This window comes from Pseudomonas moorei, from assembly GCF_042846945.1.
Taxonomy (GTDB): domain Bacteria; phylum Pseudomonadota; class Gammaproteobacteria; order Pseudomonadales; family Pseudomonadaceae; genus Aquipseudomonas; species Aquipseudomonas moorei.
Map to the genome: position 1 here is coordinate 4,036,692 of NZ_AP035776.1, position 15,432 is coordinate 4,052,123.

Below are 15,432 nucleotides of genomic sequence, written 5' to 3' on the forward strand. Positions count from 1 at the left end.
GAGTCGCCGCATCGCAGCGATGGTCGTCAAGGGTAACGCGTGTAACCTGGTTAACCGCGGCGCACTTGAGACCATCGCCAGCAGGCTGGCCCCTACAGGTATTGCGTGGCCTACATGTCCTGCAAGCCATTCAATTCAATCACGCAGGCCTCATCAAAATCCGGGTTTTCATTGATACCGCCCTTTGCATAGCCACGGGCGTTACAAATGACCCGGGTGTTGCCCACCCGATAATCGAAGCTCCCATGGGTATGGCCATGCAGCCAGAGCGCCGGCTGCCAGACCTTGATCCGCGCTTCTAGATCCGAGACAAAACTCGAGTTGATCGGCGAATTGGCAAACGCCGGGCTGATGCTCGACCGTGTCGGGGCGAAATGCGACACCACCACCGTCGGGAGGTGGCTGTCGCGGCTGAAGCATTCCTCCAGCCAGGCGACCGTCTGCAGGAACACCAGCTGGGAGATGGCGGGCGTGAACAGGTCCGGGAAGTCGGGGGATACCTTGATGTGGCTGAAGTCGCGGATAAGCTTCGTCGCCATCTCGATACCCTGTGCCCGATCCTCCGGCTTGTCGAACAACCGATAGTCGGACCACAGGGTACAACCCAGGAACCGCACGCCTTCGTGGACATATTCCGAGCGTTCCAGCACGTGAATCCGTGTGCCGTAGGTCAATCGGTTCAAGTGCTCGTAGGTGGAGACCAGATCGCTGCCATAAAACTCATGGTTGCCTGCCACGTAAACGATCGGAGCAGGGCAGGATCTGGCCCATTCGATCGCCGCTGCCGGACGGGCGATATCCCCGGCGAGGACCACGATATCGGCCTCCACCTGGGGAAACGGCATGGCGTTGACGGAGAGGTGAACGTCGGACAGCAAGGCAATGCGCATTGATCAACTCCTGCCTGATGGGGCATTCAGTCCACTCAACTTACGCGTTGATCAGCGGCGGCGACAAGCCGGGAGGTCCCCTCTCGATGCCGGTATGGCGATAAGAGGGGACGCGAGCACTCCCTAGGCGAACGCGCTTTGCATGACCAGGTGTTGTTGCTCGAGGTGCATGTTCATGTTGCCGGGCGCGGTGGAAGCGCCCGGTGGCAGTCCTTCATTCGTGGAACTGCTCAGTAGTGTCTCCAATGCCGGCGGCTTGGGTTCGTTTGGCATGCAATCACTGGAGCCGCACCAGATGATTGAAGTGGTGCGGCAGATCCGTCAGGCCACGAGCAAACCCTTTGCGATCAACTTTTGGATGTGCAATGCGCAGGAGTCAGCGCCAAGTCCCGCCGATGCTCGCCAGGCAGGCGCGTTGCTGCGTCCGTATTTATGCGGGATCGACGACCTTGACCAAAGCTTTCACCGGTCGCCTGGCCAGAAGCCTGACGAACCGGATGACCCGCGAGATCAATCACGGCGACTCACCCATCGCGCCTTATCCTGTCCAGGCCTGGTTCATGGGCAGCCTCGCGAAGCTGGCGGTCGGGCAGGGCCGCGAGGATTTCGGTTCGTTGTCTGCCGGGCAATCCGTCGCGCTGATTCGTCACGACAATGCGCGGGAATTGATGGACGAACTCGTCAGGGAAACGCCGAACGTTTTATGCAGGGTCTGTTTGCGTGAGTGATGAATTGAGGTCGCTGAAGATCAAGCTGTGCGAGCCAGCTCGCGATGGCGTCGCCCCTGTCAGCATTGAGGGTGGATGTGCCGACGTCATCGCTGGCAAGCCAGCTCCCACAGGTTGTTTGGCGGACCTGGCCTCTGCGTATACCGCCAATCCCTTAAGGGAGCGAGCCTGCTCGCGATGGCGTCGCCCCTGTCAGCATTGATGGTGGATGTGCCGACGCCTTCGCTGGCAAGCCAGCTCCCACAAGGACCGTAGCCGGGCTCGGTCTTTGAGGCCGCTGAAGATCAAACTGTGGGGCTGAGCCTGCTCGCGAAGTACCTGGCCTGTTTACTTCAGGTACCAGCCCCAGGGTTGCTCACTGACGTACTCGGTGATCTGTTTGACCTCCAGATAATTGTGCAGCCCCCATTGCCCGAGCTCACGGCCGATCCCGCTGTGTTTCATGCCGCCCCAGGGCGCTTCGACGAAGGTCGGTTGCGAGCAGTTGACCCAGACAATCCCGGCGCGTAACTGGTTGGCGACCCGTGCGCTGCGTTGCAAGTCGGCGCTCATCACTGCGGCGGCGAGGCCGAAGCGGCTGGCGTTGGCCATTTGCACGGCTTGGTCTTCGGTGTTGAAACGCTTGATGCACAGCACCGGGCCGAAGACTTCCTCGCGCCAGAGGATGCTGCTGTGTCCCGGTTCGTCGAAGATCGCCGGCTCGATGAAGTAACCCTCTGGCAAATGCGCCGGCCGCCGGCCTCCGGTGAGCAGGCGCGCGCCACTGGCCAGACCCTGATCGACAAAGCCGAGCACCTTGTCGTACTGGCCCTGGCTGACCAGTGGCCCCAGCAGCACGCCGGACTCAAGACCGGGGCCGATGGTGATCTTGCGGGTTGCTTCGACCAGGCGTTCGATCAACCTCGGGGCGATTGTGTCCTGCACCAACAGACGCGAGGTGGCGCTGCACACCTGGCCCTGGTTCCAGAAGATCCCGAACAGAATCCACTCCACGGCGGCTTCGACATCTGCGTCGTCGAAGACAATGAACGCTGACTTGCCGCCCAGTTCGAGGCTGATGTTCTTGATGTCGCGGGCCGCCGCCGACATGATTTTCGCCCCGGTGGGCACGCTGCCGGTGAAGGCCAGTTTGTCCACGCCGGGGTGCTCGGTCAGCGGACTGCCAGCCTCGGCGCCGAGCCCGGTGACCACGTTCAGGACACCCGCTGGCAGGCCGATGCGGTCGGCGGCGGCGGCCAGTTCCAGCGCCGTCAATGGCGTCAGCTCGGACGGCTTCAACACCAACGTGGCCCCCGCCGCCAGGGCCGGAGCCACTTTCCAGGCGGCCATCAGCAGCGGGTAGTTCCACGGGATGATCTGCCCGGCCACGCCAATCGGTTCATGGCGGATACGGCAGCGGAAACGGGCGTCCGGCAATGCCAGCGGCTGGTCCTGCTGTTCGTCCAGTTCGCGGGCCAGGCCGGCGTAATAGCGAAAACAGCCAATCGCATCGCCGATGTCCCACTGCGCTTCGGGCAACGGTTTACCGTTGTCGCGCACTTCCAGTTCCGCCAGCGCTGACTGGCCACTTTCCAGTTCATCGGCCAGGGCTTCCAGCCACTGCGCTCGCTCGGCACCGCTGGTTTGGCTCCAGCCATTGTCGAAGGCGCGCCTGGCCGCGCGCACGGCGTGGTCGACGTCTTCTTCAGTGCCGGCCGCCACGCGGTGGAATGCGTGCTCGGTGGCCGGGTCGACGACCTCCAGATAGCCGCCCAGGTCCGGGCTGACCCACTCGCCGTTGATGTATAGCTGATCACGCATGGTGCGACTCCTGGACGCCGGTCTGGCGGTTTTGCAGAGAGCGGGAAGTGAATAGCAGTGCCAGGGACAGACAGATGATCACCGTCGAGATCGCGTTGATCTCCGGGGTCACGCCGCGGCGGATGGAAGAGAAAATGTAGATCGGCAACGTCGTCTCGGAACCGGCGACGAAGAAGGCGATGATGAAGTCGTCGAAGCTGAAGGTGAACGCCAGCAGGAACCCGGCCATGATCGCGGGGCTGATCTGCGGCAGGGTCACCCGCCAGAAGGTTTGCATGGGCGGGGCGTACAGGTCGGCGGAGGCTTCCAGCAGCGCCTTGTCCAGAGAGTCGACACGGCTGCGCACGATCACCATGACCAGTGCCATGGTGAACAGCGAGTGCGCGGCGATCACAGTGAAGAAGCCCATGTTCAACCGTGGCACGCTGGGCATCCAGCTCGCCAGCAGCGGGTTGATCAGGTCGAACAGGCTGATGAAGGCGATCAGCGTGGAGATGCCGATGACGATGCCCGGGACGATGATCGCGCAGTAGGTCAGGGCATCGAACAGCAGGCGAACCTTGCGTCCGGCACGCTGCAGACCGAACACCGCGAGGGTGCCGAACAGCGTCGCCAGCACCGCCGAGCACAGGGCAATGAAGGCGCTGTGACCGAGGGCTTCCATGATGAACGGGTTGTCGAAGGCGCGGCCAAACCATTGCACCGAGCAGCACTCGAAGGCCAGGCCGCTGCGCCCGGCGTTGAAACTGAACAGGATGATCAGGGCAATCGGCGCGTAGAGAAACAGGTACAGCGAAGTCGAATAGCTGCGCAGCCACATGTCACAGGCCTCCGTCGGCAGGGCGGCCGCCGTAGCGCGCCACGAGCTTCAAATACAGGCCGATGATCAGCAACATCATCGCCACCAGGGTCATTGCCAGCGCGCTGCCGAATGGCCAGTTTCGCGACTGCAGGAACAGGTCGACCAGCGCGTTGCCGACGAAGAACACCTTGCCGCCACCGAGAATGGCCGGGATCAGGAACTCGCCCATCAGCAGGATAAACACCAGCATCACCCCGGTGATGATCCCCGGCGCAGAGAGGGGCAGGGTGATCCTGCGAAAGCTTTCGAAGGCACTGGCGCCCAGGTCCGCCGAGGCCTCGAGCAGGCGCTTGTCGAGTTTCTCCAGGCTGACGTAGATCGGGAACACCATCAGCGGCAGGTAGCCGTAGACAATGCCGATCAGCACGGCCCAAGGCGTGTTGATCAGTCGCACATCTTCCAGGCCAAGGCTGGCCAGCAACGCCGGAATGCCCTTGCCGCTGAGGATGAAAATCCACGCGTAGGTGCGGATCAGGAAACTGGTCCAGAACGGTACGATCACCAGCGTCAGCAACAGCGAACGGTTTTTGCTGACCTTGACGGCGAGGAAGTACGCCAGCGGGTAGGCCGCCACCAGGCACACCAGGGTGCCCAGTGGCGCCAACACCAGCGTGTTGCCGAACGCCGCCGCCCGCGAACCGAGGTTCAGGTAGTTGGCCAGTGTGAAGCCCCCGGCATACCCGCCCACGGCGCTGCGCTCGCCGAAACTGAAGACCAGGATGATCACCAGCGGCATCAGTAACAGCAGCAGGAACCACAGGGTCGAAGGCAAGAGCATCAGCAGGGTGATCCGCCGGCCGAGGTTGTGCCGTGGGCGCACCTCGACTGACAGGGCACTGCCTGGCTGCACCGTTTGCGGGTGGGCGGCGGCATTCATGGGCGACTCCTCGTTGGCCATGGCAAGTGATCAGGCGGATTTGAAACGGGCCATCAGTTCGGCGCGGGCCGGGCTGGTGAGCGTCGCTGCCGCACCGAATTCCAGTGGGCTGAGGGCTTCGGCGGCCGGGTACATGATCGGATCATTAAGCATGGCCGTCGGCAGCAGCGCATCGACCCGCTTGTCACCGCTCGGGTAGCCGTGGCTCAGCACTTCGAGTTTGTTGTGCTGCGGATCGAGCAGGTAGTTGATGAAGGCGTAGGCGGCGTCCTTGTGCTCCGAGTTTTTCGGAATGGCGAAGAAGTCGCTCCACAGCTCACCGCCTTCCTTACCCAGCTCGAACTGCATCTGCGCGTTATCGCGATGCAGCTGCGAGGCGTCACCGGTCCACGACATGGCCAGCCAGGCATCGCCGCTGCGCATCGACGGCTGGATGTCGGAGTTGATGGCGAACAGGTGTGGCTTGACTTCGATCAGCAGTTTTTCGGCATCGGCCAGTTCTTTCGGGTCCAGGGAGTTGAAGCTGTAGCCGAAGCTTTTCAGGGCGTTGCCGATGGCGGTGAGTTGATAGTCGTGGACCATGGTGCGGCCGCTGGCGGGGCCTTGGGCGGCGGCCCAGAATTCTTTCCAGCTGGTCGGGCCGTTCTTCAGCTTGCCGGTGTCGTAGAGCATGCCGGTGGTGCCCCAGTTCTTCGGCACCGCATAGACCTTGCCGTCGACCGTGCCCTGGGCCATGAACTTCTGCTGGAACGCCGAGGCATCGAAATTGGGAATGCGCGACAGGTCCAGCGGTTCGATCAGGCCCAGGCCGACATAGGTGCTGATGGTGTAGTTGGTCGGCACCAGCACGTCCCAGCCACTGCCGCCGGCCTGCAACTTGGCGAGCATTTCTTCGTTGGAGCCGAACACGCTCATCGACACCCGTGCCCCCGTGGTCTTGGCGAACGCGTCGAGGTTTTCCTGACTGTGGTAGTTCGGCCAGGTCGCCAGCGACAGGCGATCCCCGAGCTTGCCTTGCTCGGCGGCCTCGGCCGTGGAGGTCAGCAGGCCGGGCATGTGGGTGGCGACCACCGCCGCGGCGATTCCGAGGCCGGTGCGGCCAAGAAAGTCGCGGCGACTGATCGAGCCGTTCTGCCAGCTGCGCAGGGTTTTGATAAAGGTCTTCTGGTCCATAGCACGCTCCCCATCCGGTTGATGAAACGAATCGACGACTTACAACGCCATGGCAAGGCCATTGGCGTGATCCCAGCCGACGCGCACTGCCGCGCCGTGTTCGAATGCATTGGCGCCGTGGTCCTGCTGGCGCGGCACGCGCACACAAACCACGCCGAAGGCCTGGGTGCGTACGCGGTATTCGGTGGTGTTGCCCAGATAAATGCGGTCCTCCACACAGCCGTGCAGGGTCACTTCCCGCGCCATGTCGGCGCTGGCACCGGCGATGCTGATCAGTTCCGGACGCACGGCGATGCAGCCTTCAGCGTTCGCGCTCAGCGCCTTGCCGGTGGGCGTCAGCGGGCTGGACAGTTCCAGACCCTGCTCGGTGCGCAGAACCACCGAGCTGCCGTTCAGATGGCGGACGGTGCCGTTGAACAGGTTGGACTCGCCGATGAAGTCAGCCACGTAGCGGCTGGCCGGTGCCTCATACAGCTGTTCCGGGGTGGCGGTCTGGATGATCGAGCCGTTGTGCATCACGCTGATGCTGTCGCTCATGGACAGGGCTTCTTCCTGGTCGTGAGTGACCAGCACGAAGGTGATGCCCACTTCGCGTTGCAGGCGCAGCAATTCCGACTGCATCTCCTTGCGCAGCTTGCGGTCAAGCGCCGCCAGTGGCTCGTCGAGCAGCAACACGGTGGGCTTGTTGACCAGCGCCCGGGCCAGGGCCACGCGCTGTTGTTGACCGCCTGAAAGCTCACTCGGCTTGCGCTGGCCGAAGCCGCTGAGGCGCACCATTTCCAGAGCTTCATCGGCCATGCGCAGCTGTTGTTTTTTGTCGGGGCGCGGCGTGCGATAACGCAGGCCATAGGCAATGTTCTGCGCCACGGTCAGGTGCGGAAACAGCGCGTAATGCTGGAACACCATGTTCACCGGCCGCTCGAAGGCCGGCACGCCGGCCACGCTCTTGCCCGCCAGGCGCACTTCACCGCTGGTGGGCTGTTCGAAACCGGCGATCATGCGCAAGGTGGTGGTTTTGCCGCAGCCCGAGCCGCCGAGGAAGGAATGGAACGAACCGCGCCGCACGGCGAAATTCAAACCATTGACGGCCTGCACCTGGCCATAGCGTTTGACCACATTGCAGAATTCGATATCGCTTGGCGGGTTGTCGTTCACGAGGCGGGCTCCCTTGCAGTGATGAATCATTGCGTCGGGGGCCAAACTAACAATGCGGGTTTTGCGGCGTATATATCCCTTGGGGGATAGAGTCGTTTTTCAGGTGTCAGACGTCGACGACCAGTTCCTGGCCAGTCAGGTCGCGGATAAACAGCCCGAGCAATTCCGACTGGCTGCCGATGCCGAGCTTGGCGTAGATATTCTTGCGATGGATTTTCACCGTGCCCGGGCTGATGTTCAGTTGTTCGGCGACCGAGGCACTGGAGTGACCGCGCAACAGCAATTGCACAATCTCCTGCTCACGCCCGGTGAGGATGTGCGCGCCGAACTGATCGAAGGCTTCGCGGATCTTGAAGTCCAGATCCTGCGCAGGTCGTGGTTGCTGGGCCTGACGCAGGCGCCAGGCTTCATTGATGACCTGCTCGACCACCGCTTGCGCGCACTCGACCAACTGCATTTCGTCACGGCTGAATGCGCAACTGGCCGAGGAGCGCATCAACGACAGCACCGCCGTCGCACCGGCCCCGAGGTCGACGAAAAACGCCACTTCCTCTGCCAGACCGGTTTGCTGGTAGTAAGTCAGGTAATACTCGCCGAGGTAAAAGTGGTCGGGCGCAAACTGGCGCAATCGCCACAACCCGGGCGCCTGCCCGCGCGTACAGGCCAGGTAGAACGGATCAAGCAAATACGGTCCGCACTGATAGTCGTCGACATACACCGCGCGCTTGTCCGCCGAGAAGGTGTCGAACAACGCCAAGGGTCGGTGATTGCCTTCGTAGACGAACAAGACGAAATGATCGACCGGGCATACTTGCCGCAACCAGTGGCTAAGGCCCGACAGCCGCGCGTGCCCGGCGGGCAGGTCCAGCAAGTGGGCGACACCGGTGGTCCAGAGTTTCAGTTCCTTGGGGCGCATGGTGACTTCAGGCAGGGGTGGATCGCGACAAGATGCACAAAGTACGCCATGGCGGCGTTGGCCTTGTGGAGCAGGGCAGGTCATGGAAAAGACGCTGAGAAAATGCACCGCGACGGGGCCGGGTGTTACCGAGTGCTACAACTTCGGTTAATGATTCACCCCGTCGCGCAGGGGACAGCAAACATGGGGCTGATGAAAAGTGTCGGTTTTGGCGCCGGCCGATTAAAGATCAAGTGTGGAGAGCTGGCGCTGTGTCGGGGTTTTGTACCTGTTTGATCCAGGTATCAAGTTCCTTGACCATCTTGTTGACCTCGCTGTCTTGCTGTTCCGAAGGGCGAATAATTGCATTCCAGGCAATGTCCAGACCGTCATTCAGGGCGGCCCAGGCCAGTTCCCCGCGCTCCAGGCTGGGGGTCACCAAATCCCGTTGCAAGATGCTGATTCCGTACCCTGAGCGAACCAGTTCGACGATGGCTTCGATCAGCTCCACGGTGATCATGCGCCGCGGCAAGATGCTGGCGGGGGCGAAGAAGCGATCATATTCCCAGCCACTGGCGCGATCGGTCGAATAGGTCACCAGGTTGTAGGTCTTGAAGTCTTCGGCATAAATATTCTTTCTTCCTGCCAGAGGATGATCGGTGGCCATGATCGCAATCAAGTCGTCGCGAAACAGCGGCAACCTGGCGACACCGCTGGGCACCATGCCGTCATCAATGATGGATACATCCAGCCGGCCCTGCATCAAGCTCGCGTAAACGTCGTTGCGCGGCACGGTCACCAGGGTGATTTCGATGTCCGGGCGCAAGTTCGAATAATGCTTGATGAACTTGGGGATCCAGCGGAACGGGCCGTAGGAGGTGACGCCCATGCGCACGAAAGCGGTGACACCGCCGGCCATGGATCGAGCTTCGGACTCGGCTTCGTTGAGAATCGCGATGATGTCTCTGGCGGCGCGCTCCAGGCGCACGCCTGCGGGGCTGAGCCTCAGTTTGCCTCCCGAACGTTCTGTCAGGCTCACGCCGATGCGCCGCTCCGCCTCGCGCATACGGTGACTGACGGCGGAAGGGGTCAGCCATAAGCGTTCGGCAACGGCGGTCACTGAATCGACTTCCGACAGGGTTTGCAACATCACGAGGTGATCAAGGGTAAGTCTCATAGGTGGGCGCGACCTGAAAATAATTCACAAATTTGCGTAAAATAATGAGCGTGACTTGTTTTTTGCTCCGGTGCAATCTGGTTTCAGCAACAACAGCCCACCGGAGAACAACAAACATGACAACGCTTGCCTTCACCCCTGCAGTCGCTCTGGGCGATATTGTCGACCTTGAGCGTTATCCCATCACCGATCGAAGCAATCCGGCGTATCAGCAACTGGTCACCCGCAGCCAATCGTTGCTCGGCGAGGAAGGCGTTGCGATCTTCCCGGGGTTTGTCCGCGATGATGTGGTCGGCACCCTGGCGGATCAGACCCTGGCGCTGCACCCCCGCATGTTCCATTTCCGTGAAAACCACACGGTGTATTTCAAGCCTCAGGACGAAAGCGTTGACCCGGCGCATCCACTGCGGCGGTTGATGAACACCGAGAAAGATACGGTCGCCTACGCCGATATCCCGACAGACCATCTGATCCGGCAGATTTACCAGTCGGACGAAGTGCTTTCGTTCATTCGCGATGTACTGAATCTGGACGTGCTCTATCGCCATGCGGATCCGTTGGCCGCACTTAACCTGCAGGGCTTTACGGCGGGGCAACAGCTTGGCTGGCACTTTGATCGTTCCGACTTCAGCGTGACGCTGTCTCTGCAGGCGGCGACTGCCGGTGGCGACTTTGAATATGTACGCATGCTGCGTAACGAGAACGACGATTGCTATGACGCGGTCGGGCAATTCCTCGACAACCCGGCCACACAGAAAATAGAAGTTCTGCCGCAGGTGCCCGGGACCCTGACATTGTTCCGTGGTCGTTACTCGCTGCACCGTGTGACGCCGGTGGTCGGCGACAGGCTCAGGCTCAACGCGGTATTTGCCTACGTGGATCAGCCCAATGTCGAGTTCAGCGACTATGCGCGCAAATTGTTCTACGGACGTACGTCGGTAGAGCCGCTGGTATAGGTTCAGCACCCCTTACAATAAAAACAATCGATTCACTTCTTCGCTTCACGTGTTTGCACAGGCACTTGCCACCTTAGATCGGTGGTCTCGTTTGCCGTTTGTGCCGCACGCAACAGCTCGCTGCCCCCAATAATAATTTCGGAGCGTCTGATCATGAAATACAGGAAGAATTTGCTGGCCTCGTTACTCACCCTTGGCGTGCTCGTTGCCAGTGCTTCAAGCCAGGCGGCCGGGTGGTGTGACTCGGGCAAGCCGGTGAAGTTTGCCGGTCTGAACTGGGAGAGCGGGATGCTGCTCACCGACATCATGAAGATTGTGCTCAAGGAAGGTTACGGCTGTGCAACCGACGAGTTGGTCGGCAATACCATCATTCTTGAGACCGCTCTGGCCAGCAACGACATCCAGGTATTCGGCGAAGAGTGGATGGAGCGCAGTGAGGTCTGGAAAAAGGCGGCGGCGGCCGGCAAGGTCATTGCGATTGGTTCGCCGATCATCGGTGCGGTCCAGGGCTGGTACGTGCCGCGTTATGTGGTCGAAGGCGACGCGAAACGCAACAAGCCGGCGCGGGCGCCAGACCTGAAGACGGTCGCCGACCTGAGCAAATACCCCGAGGTTTTCCGTGACGCGGAAGAACCGTCCAAAGGACGCTTCTACAACTGCCCGGCGGGTTGGATCTGTGAGCAGGAAAACACGGAGATGTTGAAAGACTACGGTCTTGAAAACACCTTCATCAACTTCCGCCCTGGAACCGGTGCTGCCCTGGATGCCGCGGTACTGTCCAGCTACAAGCGTGGTGAACCGGTGCTGTTCTACTACTGGTCGCCGACGCCACTGATGGGACAGATCGATGCGATACGGCTGGAAGAAAAGCCGGGTGTCGACAAAAACGTGGTGACCAAAGTCGGCATTTCCAAAGCCTTCAATGAGCAGGCCCCGGAGCTGGTGGCGGTGTTGGAGAAGGTCAATATTCCCATCGAACTGTTGAATCAGAACCTGGCGAGGATGACCAAGGAACGCATCGAGTCGCCCAAACTGGCCAGAATCTTCCTCAAGGAACACCCTGAGGTGTGGCACGCCTGGGTGGATGAAGCCGTCGCCAGCAAAATCCAGGCAGCGCTTTAATCGGCAATGAGGGCAAGGATGCCCGGCGCCTTTAACGTTCTTGCAAACACCCATCACTACTGCGTTTTCTCGCTTCTGTTGCCAGAGGCGGTCTCTTTTTGCGTGCGGAATTTTATGAACAAGATCAAATCACGAGCGGCTGTGGCCTTCGCGGCGAACCAGCCCCTGCAAATTGTCGAAGTCGATGTGGCACCCCCACAGACGGGGGAAGTGCGAGTCCGGATCGTGGCAAGCGGTGTCTGCCATACCGATGCCTTTACCCTGTCCGGTGCCGATCCGGAAGGGCTCTTTCCGGTGATTCTCGGTCATGAAGGCGGCGGTATCGTCGAAGCCGTCGGTGAGGGTGTGACCTCCCTGGCGGTGGGCGATCATGTGATCCCGCTGTACACCCCGGAATGCGGCGAGTGCAAATTCTGCAGATCCGGCAAGACCAACCTCTGCCAGAAGATCCGGGCCACGCAGGGCCAAGGCCTGATGCCGGATGGCACCAGCCGCTTTTCCTACCAGGGCCAACCCATTTTTCACTACATGGGCACGTCGACCTTTTCCGAATACACCGTGCTGCCGGAAATCTCCCTGGCGAAAATCCCCAAGGATGCGCCACTGGACAAGGTCTGCCTGCTCGGTTGCGGCGTGACCACCGGCATCGGTGCGGTGCTCAACACTGCCAAGGTGGAAGAGGGCGCCAGCGTGGCGATCTTCGGCCTGGGTGGCATCGGCCTGGCGGCGATCATCGGCGCCACCATGGCCAAGGCCGGCCGCATCATCGCCATCGATATCAACCCGGCCAAATTCGAAATCGCCAGGCAACTGGGCGCCACCGACTTCATCAACCCCAAGGATCACGCCAGGCCCATCCAGGAAGTGATCGTCGAGATGACCGAGGGTGGCGTCGATTACTCCTTCGAATGCATCGGCAACGTCGATCTGATGCGTGCCGCGCTTGAGTGCTGCCATAAGGGCTGGGGCGAGTCGGTGATTATCGGCGTCGCCGGTGCCGGTCAGGAAATCAGTACCCGTCCGTTCCAGTTGGTGACCGGTCGCGTCTGGCGCGGTTCGGCGTTTGGCGGCGTGAAAGGACGCAGCGAACTGCCCAGCTATGTCGAGAAGTCCCGGACGGGCGAAATCCCGCTGGAGACCTTCATCACCCACACCATGGGCCTGGAAGACATCAACCGGGCCTTCGACCTGATGCATGAAGGCCGCAGCATCCGCACCGTCATTCATTTCGATCGCTGATTCAACCGGCCTGGCGAGGGTCCTGGACAGACGGCGCCCGGTCGACAAACGCACTACCCACCCACCATGTTTTGAACAGAGAGAGCATCACAATGAGCATCTTTACCCATGTCACCGTCGGCACCAACGATCTGCAAAAAGCCCGCGACTTTTACGACAAAGTACTCGGCGCCCTGGGCCAGAAGCGCCTCGCCGACCTGGACGACAATGGTTCGATCTGGGGCCAGGACGCACCGTCCTTTTTCGTGCTGAAACCGGCCAACGGCGCCCCGGCCAGCGTGGGCAACGGTGTCACGGTCAGCTTTGAAGCGCCGGATCGCGCCGCGATCGATGCGTTCCACGCCGCCGCACTGGCCAATGGCGGCACCGACGAAGGCGCACCGGGTCCTCGTGGCTGGGCGCCGAATGCCTATGCGGCTTATGCCCGCGACCTCGACGGCAACAAGCTGGCGGCGTATTGCTTCAAACCTGCCTGGTAAGCTTCAGGGCGAGGCTTGATTCAAGCCTCGCCTTTCACGACTCGACGAAATCGACCCTTGGTCGCCTCTCGACTGCTCAGGCCTTTTAAGGTGTCTACTGCTCATTAGGGCCTGCAGATACAGAGAGGAGCGCATGATGAGCAACGAACAGATGGCACCTGAAACGAAGGGGGTTGCGGTGCAGTTACTCGCAACGATCGACCTGGGACCCGAGATCGAGGGCATGGCCGGGCGCCTGCTAAGAATGCGGATGGTGACCATCGAGCCTGGAGGCGTGTTCGGGCCGGTGCACAACCATATCGATCGGCCGGGCATCGTCTACATATTGCAAGGAACGATCACTGACCATCGCAATGGAATGGCCACGGACTATGGTCCGGGAGTGGGTTGGCCCGAAGACCGGAACACCACTCACTGGCTTGAGAACAGGGGAACAGTCGCGGCGTGTGAGATCTCGGTCGATATTGTCAGGCAAACGTAAGCTCAAGCCGGACATCCTCACGGGCAAGCCGACGGGCGTTTGCGGCGGCCCCGCTTAAGTCGGCTTCATCACTCTTCTTCTCTCAACACATTGATCCGCCCCGATTTCTCTGCGGCCAGCAGCTTGGCGTGGTCTTTGGCATTCTGATCGGCATAAGCGAGGGCAAATTTGCCGATGGCCTGGTCGAAGGAGTCCGTCTTGCCCAGGTAGCCGCTGATGAGCGCGGCATCCCCTGATTTGGCGTGGGCACGGGCCAGGATCAGGCCGCACAATTCGGCGTACAACTTCATTCGCGCAGTGGATATGTTCTCGATGGGCGCTGACATTTTCATGTCACGCAACTGACGGACAAAGAAGTAGCGACCGTTCTGGCCGCGTGTCCAGCCCAGGAAGATATCGCTGGACGACTGCATCAGGCGCTGTCCGGTGACGACGCGCTGGCCCTGATTCTCGTACTCGCTCTTGCCCGCATGGGGCGCCAGCACCGAGGGACAGGCTTCCTTGAATTGCAGGAGCAACGGGTGATTTTCCGCGGAAAAGAACAGACCGACGAAACAATAGGTCCCGACGCTCCCGATCCCGACAGCCTTGACGGCAACATCTTCGAGGCGATAGCGATCGAAAAGCACGCGCCGTTCATGGGGCAGCGACAATCGATAATCCTGCAGGGCCATGCGCACGTTTTGCATGAAGCCTTTTTCGTGCACATGAAAAAGTACCGGGGGTTGATCGATCAGGCGCCGCCGTCCACCGACTTCGCTGCTGATCTTGGGATAGAGGTAATCGCCGACACGCAGCCTGGCCTTAGAAACTATTTGCTCGCGAAATTTCCTGGTTTCTGAATTGGGCGCCATATCGACGATCGATTGGGCATCCAGTCGGTCATACCAGACATCCAATGGACTCATCCTGGAGAGTTTGCGCAGCCGTTCGCGGTAGGCACGAACACTCTCGACGGCGATGGCCCGCGCGTCTTTATCGCTGAGGCGGTTATCCCGAGCGGCCACGGCAAAACTGATCGCCAGGCGTTTGACATCCCACTCCCAGGGGGCGGGCAGGGTTTCGTCGAAATCGTTGATGTCGAATATCAGGTTGCGCTCAGGTGTGGCGAACAACCCGAAGTTCATCAGGTGACAATCGCCGCAGGACTGCACCTGAATGCCGGTGGTCGGGGTCGTGGCCAGGTCATGCGCCATCAAGCCCGCAGAGCCACGCAGAAATGTGAAGGGACTGCGCACCATGCGGCCGTAACGCACCGGCACCAGATTGGGCAGTCGATGGCGATTGGAGATTTCGAGGAGTTCGATGGGGTCTCGGTTTTTGCGCGGCGGTTTCCATACGGCGTGATCGGCATGGGGCACGCGCTCGCGTATTTGTTCACCTGCGTACAGACGCTCCTTGCGCGAGTGGAAGACCAACTCGTCCCAGTGGTCTTCCGAGTGTCCTTTCCTGCTGTGGGCAGAGCTGTTTTTGCGGGGAGGCATGTCCACTCCTTTGCTCAACGAAGTCAGACTCGCTTGGGCACCGGATCTGGTAATGCGACTGCTCCATCAGCCCACAGAAAGTGCGTGTGCCGGTTTCCTGAAAAGTGCCTAAGA

16 protein-coding genes and 1 pseudogene are annotated in these 15,432 nt (G+C 60.7%); 7 read left to right on the top strand and 10 right to left on the bottom strand.

What is annotated here, in order from left to right:
- Positions 1-110: 110 nt before the first annotated feature.
- Positions 111-890: a metallophosphoesterase gene (locus tag ACGJAX_RS19080; protein ID WP_390955722.1), complete on the bottom strand. Its 780-nt coding sequence runs from the start codon at positions 888-890 to the stop codon at positions 111-113.
- Positions 891-1,013: 123 nt separating this feature from the next.
- Positions 1,014-1,163: a hypothetical protein gene (locus ACGJAX_RS19085; RefSeq protein WP_390955723.1), complete on the bottom strand. Its 150-nt coding sequence runs from the start codon at positions 1,161-1,163 to the stop codon at positions 1,014-1,016.
- Here ACGJAX_RS19085 and ACGJAX_RS19090 point away from each other — a divergent pair.
- Positions 1,117-1,215, top strand: a pseudogene (locus ACGJAX_RS19090) (hypothetical protein); the annotation flags it as partial. The gene ACGJAX_RS19085 and the pseudogene ACGJAX_RS19090 sit on opposite strands and share 47 nt — an antisense overlap.
- A gap of 124 nt (positions 1,216-1,339) precedes the next feature.
- Positions 1,340-1,618 carry a hypothetical protein gene (locus ACGJAX_RS19095; protein WP_390955724.1) on the top strand — a complete coding sequence of 93 codons (279 nt, stop codon included), beginning with the start codon at positions 1,340-1,342 and terminating at the stop codon, positions 1,616-1,618.
- Positions 1,619-1,945: 327 nt separating this feature from the next.
- On the opposite strand, the gene ACGJAX_RS19100 is transcribed toward ACGJAX_RS19095, so the two are convergent.
- The 7 genes from ACGJAX_RS19100 to ACGJAX_RS19130 all read right to left on the bottom strand — a co-directional run bounded on the left by ACGJAX_RS19100 (position 1,946) and on the right by ACGJAX_RS19130 (position 9,557).
- On the bottom strand, positions 1,946-3,418 hold the full coding sequence (locus tag ACGJAX_RS19100; RefSeq protein WP_390955725.1) for an aldehyde dehydrogenase family protein: 1,473 nt from the start codon (positions 3,416-3,418) through the stop codon (positions 1,946-1,948).
- Positions 3,411-4,238, bottom strand: a complete 828-nt coding sequence (locus tag ACGJAX_RS19105) for an ABC transporter permease (protein WP_247256990.1) — start codon at positions 4,236-4,238, stop codon at positions 3,411-3,413. Before ACGJAX_RS19105 ends, ACGJAX_RS19100 begins: the two co-directional genes overlap by 8 nt.
- A 1-nt stretch (position 4,239) precedes the next feature.
- Complete coding sequence (locus ACGJAX_RS19110; RefSeq protein ID WP_090322971.1) at positions 4,240-5,157, bottom strand: ABC transporter permease; 918 nt, start codon at positions 5,155-5,157, stop codon at positions 4,240-4,242.
- 30 nt (positions 5,158-5,187) lie between these two features.
- The gene (locus ACGJAX_RS19115) at positions 5,188-6,330 is read right to left on the bottom strand and encodes a PotD/PotF family extracellular solute-binding protein (protein WP_247256988.1); all 1,143 of its coding nucleotides are present in this window, start codon (positions 6,328-6,330) and stop codon (positions 5,188-5,190) included.
- Positions 6,331-6,369: 39 nt separating this feature from the next.
- Positions 6,370-7,485, bottom strand: coding sequence for an ABC transporter ATP-binding protein (locus ACGJAX_RS19120; protein WP_247256987.1), 1,116 nt, complete (start codon positions 7,483-7,485; stop codon positions 6,370-6,372).
- Positions 7,486-7,591: 106 nt separating this feature from the next.
- Complete coding sequence (locus ACGJAX_RS19125; RefSeq protein WP_090322966.1) at positions 7,592-8,401, bottom strand: response regulator transcription factor; 810 nt, start codon at positions 8,399-8,401, stop codon at positions 7,592-7,594.
- 229 nt (positions 8,402-8,630) lie between these two features.
- Positions 8,631-9,557 carry a LysR substrate-binding domain-containing protein gene (locus tag ACGJAX_RS19130; protein ID WP_390955726.1) on the bottom strand — a complete coding sequence of 309 codons (927 nt, stop codon included), beginning with the start codon at positions 9,555-9,557 and terminating at the stop codon, positions 8,631-8,633.
- Positions 9,558-9,673: 116 nt separating this feature from the next.
- On the opposite strand from ACGJAX_RS19130, the gene ACGJAX_RS19135 reads away from it, so the two are divergent.
- From ACGJAX_RS19135 to ACGJAX_RS19155, 5 genes are all read left to right on the top strand, one after another.
- Positions 9,674-10,513, top strand: coding sequence for a hypothetical protein (locus ACGJAX_RS19135; protein WP_390955727.1), 840 nt, complete (start codon positions 9,674-9,676; stop codon positions 10,511-10,513).
- A gap of 153 nt (positions 10,514-10,666) precedes the next feature.
- Positions 10,667-11,635 (top strand): ABC transporter substrate-binding protein, encoded by a 969-nt coding sequence (locus ACGJAX_RS19140; RefSeq protein WP_090322962.1) that lies wholly within the window; start codon positions 10,667-10,669, stop codon positions 11,633-11,635.
- A gap of 114 nt (positions 11,636-11,749) precedes the next feature.
- Positions 11,750-12,874, top strand: coding sequence for an S-(hydroxymethyl)glutathione dehydrogenase/class III alcohol dehydrogenase (locus ACGJAX_RS19145; protein ID WP_390955728.1), 1,125 nt, complete (start codon positions 11,750-11,752; stop codon positions 12,872-12,874).
- 92 nt (positions 12,875-12,966) lie between these two features.
- Entirely contained in the window at positions 12,967-13,353 is a 387-nt protein-coding gene (locus ACGJAX_RS19150; protein WP_103405483.1) for a VOC family protein, read from the top strand.
- Positions 13,354-13,489: 136 nt separating this feature from the next.
- Positions 13,490-13,834, top strand: a complete 345-nt coding sequence (locus tag ACGJAX_RS19155) for a cupin domain-containing protein (RefSeq protein WP_390955729.1) — start codon at positions 13,490-13,492, stop codon at positions 13,832-13,834.
- Positions 13,835-13,902: 68 nt separating this feature from the next.
- Here the strand turns inward: ACGJAX_RS19155 and ACGJAX_RS19160 are convergent, their stop codons facing one another.
- Positions 13,903-15,318 (bottom strand): DUF2252 family protein, encoded by a 1,416-nt coding sequence (locus ACGJAX_RS19160; RefSeq protein ID WP_390955730.1) that lies wholly within the window; start codon positions 15,316-15,318, stop codon positions 13,903-13,905.
- Between the last annotated feature and the right edge of the window lie 114 nt (positions 15,319-15,432).